Source organism: Brevibacterium litoralis (assembly GCF_040212315.1).
Taxonomy (GTDB): domain Bacteria; phylum Actinomycetota; class Actinomycetes; order Actinomycetales; family Brevibacteriaceae; genus Brevibacterium; species Brevibacterium litoralis.
This window is the reverse complement of record NZ_JBDIUY010000024.1, coordinates 1-10,076: the sequence shown is the minus strand read 5'-3', so window position 1 is coordinate 10,076 and position 10,076 is coordinate 1. Positions and strand designations below refer to the sequence as shown.

Below are 10,076 nucleotides of genomic sequence, written 5' to 3'. Positions count from 1 at the left end.
ATGCGCATATAGCGGGGCCGAAGCGATTCAGCGGGCCAGGATTTTCAGAGACGTCAGAAGCCGCGGTCCTTCCACTCCTGGAGGCTCGGCTTCTCGGTGCCGATCGTCGTGCCGTCACCGTGCCCGGTGAGGACACGGGTCTCGTCCGGCAGCGTGAACAGGCGGTTCTCGATCGACTCGATGATCGTCTCGAAGCTCGAGTACGACCGTCCGGTCGCTCCCGGCCCACCCTGGAACAGGGTGTCGCCGGAGAACAGGACGGGCGCCTCTGCGTCGTCCCAGGTGAGACCGGACTCCGCGTAGAGGCACGTGGAACCGGGGGAGTGGCCCGGGGTGCCGAGGGCGCGGAGCGTCACCCCGGCGACCTCGAAGGTGTCCCCGTCGGCGATCTCAGCGTCCGGTGCGGAGTCCGGGAACACCATGTCCCAGAGCATCCGGTCCTCCGGGTTGAGGTACACGGGTGCGTCCCCCAGCTTCCCGGCGGTGTCCACGGCGTACCGGATGTGGTCGTCGTGTCCGTGGGTGAGGATCACGGCCTTCACGGTACGACCACCCACGGCCTCGACGACAGCGGCGGGGTCGTGGGCGGGGTCGATGACGACGGCCTCGTTCGCGTCGCCGACGATCCAGACGTTGTTGTCGACCTCCCACGTACCCCCGTCGAGGGAGAACGTGCCGGAGGTGACCAGGCGTTCGGCGGCGGCCATCAGAAGGTCACCACCGAGCGGAGGACCTCACCGCGGCCCATCTTGGCGAAGGCGTCCTCGACGTCCTCGATCCCGATCTTCTCGGTGACGAACTTCTCCAGCGGCAGACGTCCCTGCTTGTAGAGGTCGACGAGCATGGGGAAGTCGCGCTTGGGCAGGCAGTCGCCGTACCAGGAGGACTTGAGCTTGCCGCCGCGGCCGAACACGTCGAGCAGCGGGACGGTGAGCTCCATCTCCGGGGTGGGCACACCCACGAGGACGACGGTGCCGGCGAGGTCACGGGCGTAGAAGGCCTGGCGCCACGTGGCCGGGATGCCGACGGCGTCGATCACGACGTCCGCACCGAAACCACCGGTGAGCTCCTGGACGGCGGCGACGACCTCGTCCTCGCTCATGCCCTTGGAGTTGACGGTGTGCGTGGCACCGAAGTCCTCGGCCCACTCCAGCTTCCGGTCGTCGAAGTCGACGGCGATGATCGGCGAGGCGCCGGCGAGGTGCGCACCGGCCACCGCGGCCGAGCCGACACCACCGCATCCGATGACGGCCACGGACGTGCCGCGGGTCACCTCGCCGGTGTTGATGGCGGCACCGATTCCGGCCATGACGCCGCAGCCGAGCAGACCGACGACGGCGGGGTCGGACTCCTCGACCTTCGTGCACTGGCCGGCGGCGACGAGAGTCTTCTCGGCGAAGGAACCGATGCCCAACGCCGCCTCGAGCTCCGTGCCGTCGGCCAGCGTCATCTTCTGGCTCGCGTTGTGCGTGGCGAAGCAGTACCAGGGCTCGCCCCGGTCGCAGGCGCGGCAGTCGCCGCAGATCGCCCGCCAGTTGAGGACGACGAAGTCACCGACGGCTACCTCCGTGACGCCCTCGCCCACCTCGGCGACGACGCCGGCGGACTCGTGACCGAGCAGGTACGGGTAGTTGTCGCCGATCCCGCCCTCGCGGTAGTGGAAGTCCGTGTGGCACACGCCGCAGGACTTCACGTCGACGACCACCTCACCCGGACCGGGATCGGGGACGACGATGTCGACCAGCTCGACGGGCTCGCCCTTGGCGCGGGCGACGATACCTTTGACGGTCGTGGGCATGGTGCTCCTTGGGTGCCGGGGGTTGTTCGGTGCCACGGATGCCCGGGCATCACCGAACGTTGATGTGTCAGGAAGCACCCTATCCACGGTGTGTTTCGTGAGGGAACCGCCACGGGGAATTGCCCACGTTCCGGATAGAATCGTGGGGTGACGATCAACCTGTACAACACCGAGACCCGGACCCTCGCACCCTTCTCTCCCGTGACGGAGGGCAAGGCGGGGATCTACGTCTGTGGTGCCACGGTGCAGGGAGCGCCGCACATCGGCCACATGCGCAGTGCCGTCGTGTTCGACCAGCTGCGCCGGTGGCTCACCTACCGAGGCTTCGAGGTCACCCTCGTCCGCAACGTCACGGACATCGACGACAAGATCCTCACCAAGTCCGTCGAGGAGGGCCGCGAGTGGTGGGCCCACGCCTACCACTACGAACAGCAGTTCACCGCCGCCTACGACGCGATGGACGTCCTGCGCCCCACCTACGAACCCCGGGCCACCGGCCACGTGACGGAGATGGTCGAGCTCATCGGGCGGCTGATCGACGCCGGTCACGCCTACCCGGCGACGGACGGCTCCGGGGACGTGTACTTCGACTCCGCCTCCTGGGAGGAGTACGGCGCTCTCACGCACCAGAGGCTCGAGGACATGCACGACGCGGCGGACGCCCCGCTGCGTGGCAAGAAGGACCCCCGTGACTTCGCCCTGTGGAAGGGGCACAAGGACGGCGACCCGGAATCCGCCTCGTGGCCGACCCCCTGGGGCCGCGGCCGACCGGGCTGGCACCTGGAGTGCTCGGCGATGTCGACGCGCTACCTGGGGCCGGAGTTCGACATCCACGGTGGCGGCCTCGACCTGCGGTTCCCGCACCACGAGAACGAACGGGCGCAGTCGACGGCGGCCGGGGACGGGTTCGCCCGCGTGTGGATGCACTCGGGTCTGCTCAACATCGGCGGCGACAAGATGTCGAAGTCGCTGGGCAACTCCGTCTTCGCCCACGAACTGTTCGCCACCTTCGACGCGATCGTCGTCCGGTTCTTCCTGTCGACGGCGCACTACCGGTCGACGCTCGACTTCTCCGAGGACGGGGTGACCCGCCAGGGTGCCGCCCACGAACGGTTCGTCAACTTCCTCTCCCGGGCCCGCGAGACGCTTAGGGACGACGCCCCGCCCGTCGTGACCGCGCACACCGGCTACCGGAACCGCGTCGCCGAGGTGCCCGCGGACTTCGCAGCGGCCATGGACGACGACCTGTCGATCCCCATCGCCCTGTCGGTGGCCTTCGCGACGCTCACCGAGGGGTTCAAGCTCCTCGACTCCGGCGCGGGGACCCCGGACGCCACGGGTCGGGACCGGCTGATCGAGGTGGTCGCGCAGATCGAGCTCATGCTCGACGTCCTGGGCGTCAACCCCTCGGCGGCGCCGAACACCGGGGACACGGGTCAGGACGCCGGTGCGCGGGCCGCGCTCGAGGTGCTCGTCAACGACCTCGCGACCGAACGTCTGGCCGCCAAGAAGGAGAAGGACTACGCCCGGGCGGACGCGATCCGCGACCGGCTCAAGGACGCGGGCGTCGTCCTCGAGGACACCCCGGACGGGTTCCGCTTCCACCTCGCCTGAGACTTCGCGCCTGGGACACCGAGTATCCGGCGGACCGCAGGCCCACCACAGAACTGAACACCGCCGGTCCCCACGGGCCGGTCGGACGACCTCCCGGAAAGAGGACACATGCCTCCCAAGAATCGAGGCGGAGCGATCCGCAAGGCCAAGAAGGGACCCAAGCAGGGGTCCGGCGGCCAGGGCAAGCGCAGCCTGGAGGGCAAGGGACCGACCCCCAGGGCGGAGGACCGCGTCTACCACAAAGCGTACAAGTCCCCCGAGCAGAAGAGGGCCGAGCAGCAGCGCGCCCAGGCCAAACGACGTAAGTCGAAGTCGGCGGGCTCCGTGGTCGCCGGCCGCAACTCCGTGCTCGAAGCGCTGCGTGAGGGCGTGCCCGCCACGGCTCTCTACGTCGCCCACCGGATCGACGCCGACGACCGCGTGAAGGACGCGATCGCACTGGCCGCCGACCGGGGGATCTCCCTGCTCGAGGCCGGCCGTCCCGATCTCGACCGACTCACCGACGACGCGATCCACCAGGGCATCGCGCTCCAGGTGCCGCCCTACGAGTACAAGCACCCAGACGACCTCATGGCGCTCGCGGCCGACCGGTTCGAGCAGCCCCTGCTCGTCGCGCTCGACGGGATCACCGACCCGCGCAACCTCGGCGCGATCGTCCGGTCGACGGCGGCCTTCGGTGGTCACGGGGTCATCATCCCCGAACGTCGAGCCGCCGCGATGACGGCCGCCGCGTGGAAGACGAGCGCCGGGGCGGCCTCCCGCATCCCCGTCGCCCAGGTGACGAACCTGGCCCGCTCCCTCCAGGAGCTCAAGAAGCAGGGCGTCTTCGTCATCGGCCTCGACATGGACGGCGACGTCGACCTGCCCGGACTCACGCTGGCCGATGTGCCGGTGTGCATCGTCGTCGGGTCCGAGGGCAAGGGGATCTCGCGTCTCATCGGGGACATCTGCGACCAGATCGTCTCGATCCCGATCGCCGCGACCACCGAGTCGCTCAACGCCGGGATCGCCGCGGCCGTCACCCTCTACGAGGTGGCCGCCAAACGCGCCGGTTCCCGAGGCTGAACCGAATCGGGTGCCGCCGCGACGGGACCGCGCACGAGGTGCCCTGTCCGGGGCGCCTCGCGCGCGGTGGGCTCAGCCCGGCGGGGGCACGAAGGCCTCGCGCTCGGCTCGGCGGTGCGAGAGGACCGTGTCGACATAGGACCGGACGGCCTGCCGTTGGCTCACGTCGGCGCCGGCCTCCTCGGCGAGGAACCACCGGTGGTCGAGGAACTCGTGGAAGATCTGGGGCGCCTCCAGGCGACCGGCGAGCTCCGGCGGGATCTCGTCGAGCACGGGCCGGTACACCGTGGCCTGCCAGCGATCGGCCGCCTCGGTCTCGGCGAGGGCCGGCCGTTGCACGTGGAACGCGTCGATGTCGTTGAGCAGCCGGCGTGCCTGGTTCTCCTCGGCACGGATTCCGGTGAGGCGCCGGAGGCGACGGGAGTGGTGACCGGGTTCGACGACCTTGGGCGCCACCCGGAGGGTGATGCCGTCGAGATCGGTGGTGAGTGAGAACTCGCCGAGATCGAAGCCCAGGTCGTTGAGTCGCCGGATCTTGTCGTCGATCCTCCAGCGTTCGTCGATGTCGAACTCCTCGGCACGCGTGATCTCCGTCCACAGGGCGGTGTACCGGCTCTTGAGGCGATCGCTCACCGCCAGGGGGTCGACGGAGTCGTCGACGAGCCCGCCGGCCTGGAGATCGAGGAAGTCACCGGCGATGTTGACCCGTGCGAGTTCGAGGTCGTGGTCGCGTTGTCCGTCGGAGAGCTCGTAGTGCAGCTCACCGGTCTCGGCATCGACCAGATAGGCCGCGAAACTGTCCGCGTCCCTGCGGAACAGTGCGTTCGACAGGGACACGTCGCCCCAGTAGAAACCGGCGAGGTGCAGGCGGACCAACAGGACCGCGAGCGCGTCGACGAGGCGGAGTGCCGTGTCACGTGCCAGATGACGGGAGAACAGCGCCCGGTACGGCAGGGAGTACTGCAGGTGGGGCGTGAGGAGGGCACCGGGCAGGGGCGACCCGTCCGCGCCTCGACGTCCGGTCACGTACCCGAGCGGTTCGACGGTCGGGGCCGCGAGGTTGGTGAGGGAGGAGAGTGTCTCGTACTCCTCGTGGGCGAGGGCGTCGGTGGTCTCCTTGACCGCGACGACGGTCCCGGCGGGGCGCACGAACCGGACGACGTGTCGGGAGATGCCGCGGGGCAGGCCGACGAGGATGTCCTCGGGCCAGTCGACGAGCGGCAGGTGCCACGGGAGACCTGCGATCTCGGCGGCCCACCGGTCGAGGTGGAGGTGCACGGGGGACCGGCCGACTCAGGCGGCGTCGAGCGCCGCGAAATCGTCACGGTCGAGGACCCGGGTGACGGTCCCGTCCCGGACCTCGGCGATCCGATCGGCGACCGCCACGGCGTCCGCGCAGGATTCCGTGGCGTAGATCGTGGTGATCCCCAGTTGTCGCTGGAGCACCCGGATCTGATCGCGCACCTCGACGTGCGTCTCGGCGGGCAGAGTGGCGAGGGGTTCGTCCATGACGAGCACGTGTGGTCCCCGCACGAGCGCCCGGGCGAGTGCGACCTTCTGGCGCTGGAGTCCGTCGAGCTGGTCCGGTCTGCTGTCGAGCGCGTCCGAGAGTCCCAGACGCGCGGCCGCCTCGGCCACCCGCTCGGTGATGGTCTCCTGCGGTACACCGGACAGGCGCAGGGCGAACCCCATGTTCTCGGCCACGGACATGTGCGGGTAGAGCGCGTAGCTCTCGAAGGCGATCGCGACGTCGCGGTCCGAGGGCAGGCTGCGGGTGACGTCCCGGCCGTCGATCTCGATGGTGCCGGTGGCCGGGGTCTCCAGGCCGTGGATCATCCGGAGTATCGTGGACTTCCCGCTGCCCGAGGACCCGAGGAGCACGAAGAACTCCCCGGCGCGGACGTGCAGGTCGACGTCACGGACCGAGGGCGTCACCGTGGACGGGTAACGGTGGCTCACGTCGGACAGCGTGACCGTCGGCATCATTGCTCCTGGTGGGACTCGGGGTCTGCGCGGGACCGGGCCATTCTACCCGGGGTCGAATGAACGCAGGCTGAATACGCAGGTGAGACGCCTCGCGTGCAGGTGACTAGGATCGGGGACATGGCAGTGCGATCGGGTACCGCGGTGCGATCGGGCGCCGCCGTACGGATGGAGGACGTGGCCGAGGCCGCCGGCGTCTCCGTCACGACGGTGTCCCGGGTTCTCGGCGGTCGTCAGAAGGTGGCCGCGTCCACCCGCCGGAGGGTGCTCGAAGCCCTCGAGGCCACCGGGTACAGCCGGTCGACCCTGCTCCACGGCGAGGCGTCGCACCTCGTGGCCGTCTGTCCGCCTCCCAGCCCCGAACACTGGCAGATCGAGGTGGTCCGCGCGGTGTGTGTCCAGCTCCAGGAACTCGGGCTCCTCACCGCGACGCCGTTCCTCGACCCCGGCCTGCGGGACCTGCGGGCGACGGTGGCCGCCGGAGCCTCGGCGGTCGTGACCCCGACCTTCACCCCGATCGACGTCGACGTCCCCGTGGTCCGGTTCGCGGAGTCCACCCTGGAGGAGGTGCCCCTGCGCCCGACGGACGGCAAGCGGGTGGGCGCCGAGTGGGTGGCCGCCCGCGTCGACCTGACCGGCGGGCTCACGCTCGCCTTCGACCACCTGAGTCAGTTGGGGCACCGGAGGATCGGGTTGATCTGCCTGGACTCCGGTGACCTCGCTGCGGCGCTGCGCGAGCGGTTCCTGGCCGAGCACCCGGCCCGGTCCTTCACGGACCCGGACCGGCTGCAGAGGTGGATCGCCCCGGTACCCAAGTCGTTCTCCGGGGGTATCAGCGCCGCCGCCACCCTGCGTGACGCCACCTGCACCGCCGTGATCGTGCAGGCGGGCCTGCAGCTCTACGGGGTCCTCGCCGAGGTGCGCCGTCGTCGTCTCGTCGTACCCCGTGACCTGTCCGTCGTCGGATTCGGCGACTCCTCGACGATGCGGTACACGGACCCGCCCGCGACGGTGCTCGGCCTGGAGAAGAGTGGCATGGTCGACGCGCTCACCGCGGCGGTGCGGACAGTGCTCGACCTCCCGGGGGACCGGATGAAGGCGGTGCCACCGACCTTCCGGCCGTGGCTGACAGCCCGGTCCTCGACCGCCGGGGTCCGGCAGTGACGGCGCGGTGGGAGAGGGACGGGACGTCCCGGGTGCAGGGCACCTCGTCCGCCGGTTCCGAGGACCTCCGGGGCGACGTGTCGTTGCGGGCGATCGCCGAGGCCTCGGGGAAGTCGGTGTCGACCGTCTCGCGGGTGCTCCGTGGGAAGCCCGGAGTCTCGCAGGAGACGGCCGAGGCGGTCGAGGTCGCCCTGCGCACCCTCGGTGTCCGGCGGCCGACCGAACGGCGGCAGGGAACCCTCGTCGCGCTCGTGCAGGCGGTGGTCCGCGGGACCGACGTCGACCCCTACGAGTCGCTGGCGCTGGAGATCGTGCAGCGGATGTTCCGCCGTGACTGGGTTGCAGTGCGGATCGCCACCGGCGAGGACCTCGCGTCGACGGCCGCCCGGCTCAAGGAATCGGGTGTGGCCGGGGCGGTCGTGCTCGGTGGGGGCACCGCGACGCCGGAGGTCGGTCGCCTGGCGGCGCTCGACATCCCCCTCGTCCGGGTCTCGAACGCGCGGCACGAGGGCGTCGCGCAGGTGGTGCTCGACGCCGCCCAGGGCATCGACACGGCCACGCGACACCTCGTCCACCTGGGGCACCGACGGATCGGTCTGGCGACTCCCGAGGACTCCAGCGCGGGGATCCGGACGAGCGCCTTCCGGCGGTCGATGGCGGACATCCTCCACATCCCGGCGACACGCGAACAGGCGCCCGTCGAGGTGGGCGGTCCCGGCATCATGTCCGGGGCGCAGAGTGCCGACCACCTGTTGGCCCTCGACTGCACGGCGATCATCAGTTGCTCGCCGGCGCTCACCTTCGGGGTCCTGGAGGCGACCCGACGGCGGGGCCTGCGGGTGCCCCGCGACCTGTCGCTGCTCACCGTCGGCGAGATGCCCGATGCCGACGTCGTGGATCCGCCGATGTCACAACTGGCCTACGACTGGCCGGCCATCGCGGAGTCGGTCCTCGGGGAACTCGCCCGACTCATGAAATCCGGGGCCGACGCCCGGGCGCTCGCCGCCCGCGGGGGACTGCCTGACTTCCGGGTCGCGCCCGAACTCGTCCTGCGGTCCTCGGAGAAGCCCATGCGCGGACGGTGAGGTCGGCCCGTCGACCTGCGGCCGTTGACCTGGGAAAACGCCGGGCATAGGTTGGGTGCACCCGTACGTGCGGCGAAGGTGCCGCACGTCCCCACGCCTTCTCGAAGGAGAGACCGGCATGCGAATCCCCGTATTCCGTTCCCGACGGCCCCGCGGAGCGCGGCCCCGTCCGGCCGTCCCACGTCGTACCCTGCCCACGCTCGCCGCCCTCGCGGCCACCGGCCTGTTCGTCTCCGCCTGTGCCGGTGGAGCAGGCGGTGGCGGCGGGGACACCGCCGCCGGTGACGGGTACGCCTACGGCGCCTCGGCGGAGGAGGTCGAGACCGCGATCGCCGACCTCGACCCCGTGACCCTCACTTATCAGGTGTCCGCCACCTCGCAGAACTCGCCCCAGGCGGTCGCGTACACGGAGTATGCCGAGACCGTCGAGGAACGCTCCGGCGGCAAGATCACGCTCGACCTCGCGTGGAACCAGTCGATCGCCTCGTACGCGGAGGTCGACGACGCCCTCATCGACGGACGGATCGACCTGGCGCTCACCATCCCCGCCTACGACCCCGGCCAGTACCCGGCGTTCAACGCCTTCAACGAGATCCTCTCCGGGCAGCCCTCTCCGCCGCTCACCGGGGACCTCGTCACGAACCTCACCGCGGCCGAGATGGGATTCACGAGCCCGGAGATCCTCGATGAGTTCGAGTCCCAGGGGCTCATGCCGCTCATGCCGGTCTTCGCGTCCGGTGATTACTACGCCACCTGCGCCGAGCCCGCGACGAGTGCGGAGGACTGGGAGGGACTCCAGGTCCGTGTCGGGTCCCCGGCCGCGCTCGCGATGGTCGAACACGTGGGCGGGTCCCCGGTGTCGATCGCCGGTGTCGAGGCGTACGAGGCGCTCCAACGCGGCACCGTCGACTGCACCCTGGCCCTGCTCTCCGACGTTACCCAGGGTGGCTTCTTCGAGGTCGCACCGAACCTGGTCCACCCGACGACCACGAGCTTCCCGCGTGTGGCCCTGTCGATCGTCGCGGGACAGGGGGTGAAGGGCCTGCCGCTCGCCTACCAGCAGATCCTGTTCGATGCCTTCGACGGCAACTTCCACGGCACCATGCGGATGACGAACGAGGGCAAGGCGGACGCCGTGGCCGCGGCCCACGAGTCCGATGTCGACATTCTCGAAGTGGAGCCGGACCTGCAGGACGCGATCGCGGAGTTCGCGGAGTCGACCCGCGAGGAGGTCGCGGCCAGCGGCGTGCTCGGTGACGACGTCCTCACCCGTCTCGACGAGCGTTCCGCGCACTGGGCGGAGCGTGCCGAGGAGCTCGGGTACACCGACGGCGGCTCCTTCGAGGACATGTCGGAGTGGTACGACT

Annotated in this window: 9 protein-coding genes; 5 read left to right on the top strand and 4 right to left on the bottom strand. The window is 70.2% G+C overall.

Features of this window, described 5'->3' with window-relative positions; translation table 11 throughout:
• Window positions 1–53: 53 nt before the first annotated feature.
• Window positions 54–707, bottom strand: coding sequence for an MBL fold metallo-hydrolase (locus AAD496_RS09020; protein ID WP_349828335.1), 654 nt, complete (start codon window positions 705–707; stop codon window positions 54–56).
• Window positions 707–1,798, bottom strand: a complete 1,092-nt coding sequence (locus AAD496_RS09015) for an S-(hydroxymethyl)mycothiol dehydrogenase (RefSeq protein ID WP_349828333.1) — start codon at window positions 1,796–1,798, stop codon at window positions 707–709. The genes AAD496_RS09020 and AAD496_RS09015 overlap by 1 nt, the downstream gene beginning before the upstream one ends.
• A 147-nt stretch (window positions 1,799–1,945) precedes the next feature.
• Between AAD496_RS09015 and cysS the strand changes: the two genes are divergently transcribed.
• A complete protein-coding gene (cysS, locus tag AAD496_RS09010) occupies window positions 1,946–3,412 on the top strand; it encodes a cysteine--tRNA ligase (RefSeq protein WP_349828332.1) in 1,467 nt (488 codons plus the stop codon).
• Between the two features lie 108 nt (window positions 3,413–3,520).
• Complete coding sequence (gene rlmB / locus AAD496_RS09005; protein ID WP_349828331.1) at window positions 3,521–4,477, top strand: 23S rRNA (guanosine(2251)-2'-O)-methyltransferase RlmB; 957 nt, start codon at window positions 3,521–3,523, stop codon at window positions 4,475–4,477.
• A 72-nt stretch (window positions 4,478–4,549) separates the two neighbouring features.
• On the opposite strand, the gene AAD496_RS09000 is transcribed toward rlmB, so the two are convergent.
• Together AAD496_RS09000 and AAD496_RS08995 are read right to left on the bottom strand one after the other, a co-directional pair.
• Window positions 4,550–5,755 carry a DUF4032 domain-containing protein gene (locus AAD496_RS09000; protein WP_349828330.1) on the bottom strand — a complete coding sequence of 402 codons (1,206 nt, stop codon included), beginning with the start codon at window positions 5,753–5,755 and terminating at the stop codon, window positions 4,550–4,552.
• A gap of 15 nt (window positions 5,756–5,770) precedes the next feature.
• The gene (locus tag AAD496_RS08995) at window positions 5,771–6,460 is read right to left on the bottom strand and encodes an ABC transporter ATP-binding protein (RefSeq protein ID WP_349828329.1); all 690 of its coding nucleotides are present in this window, start codon (window positions 6,458–6,460) and stop codon (window positions 5,771–5,773) included.
• Between the two features lie 120 nt (window positions 6,461–6,580).
• Here AAD496_RS08995 and AAD496_RS08990 point away from each other — a divergent pair, with 120 nt between their 5' ends.
• The 3 genes from AAD496_RS08990 to dctP all read left to right on the top strand — a co-directional run.
• Window positions 6,581–7,624 carry a substrate-binding domain-containing protein gene (locus tag AAD496_RS08990; RefSeq protein WP_349828328.1) on the top strand — a complete coding sequence of 348 codons (1,044 nt, stop codon included), beginning with the start codon at window positions 6,581–6,583 and terminating at the stop codon, window positions 7,622–7,624.
• The gene (locus AAD496_RS08985) at window positions 7,582–8,709 is read left to right on the top strand and encodes a LacI family DNA-binding transcriptional regulator (RefSeq protein WP_349828327.1); all 1,128 of its coding nucleotides are present in this window, start codon (window positions 7,582–7,584) and stop codon (window positions 8,707–8,709) included. Before AAD496_RS08990 ends, AAD496_RS08985 begins: the two co-directional genes overlap by 43 nt.
• Window positions 8,710–8,827: 118 nt before the next feature.
• A partial coding sequence (gene dctP / locus AAD496_RS08980; RefSeq protein WP_349828326.1) for a TRAP transporter substrate-binding protein DctP occupies window positions 8,828–10,076 on the top strand: 1,249 nt, incomplete at its 3' end.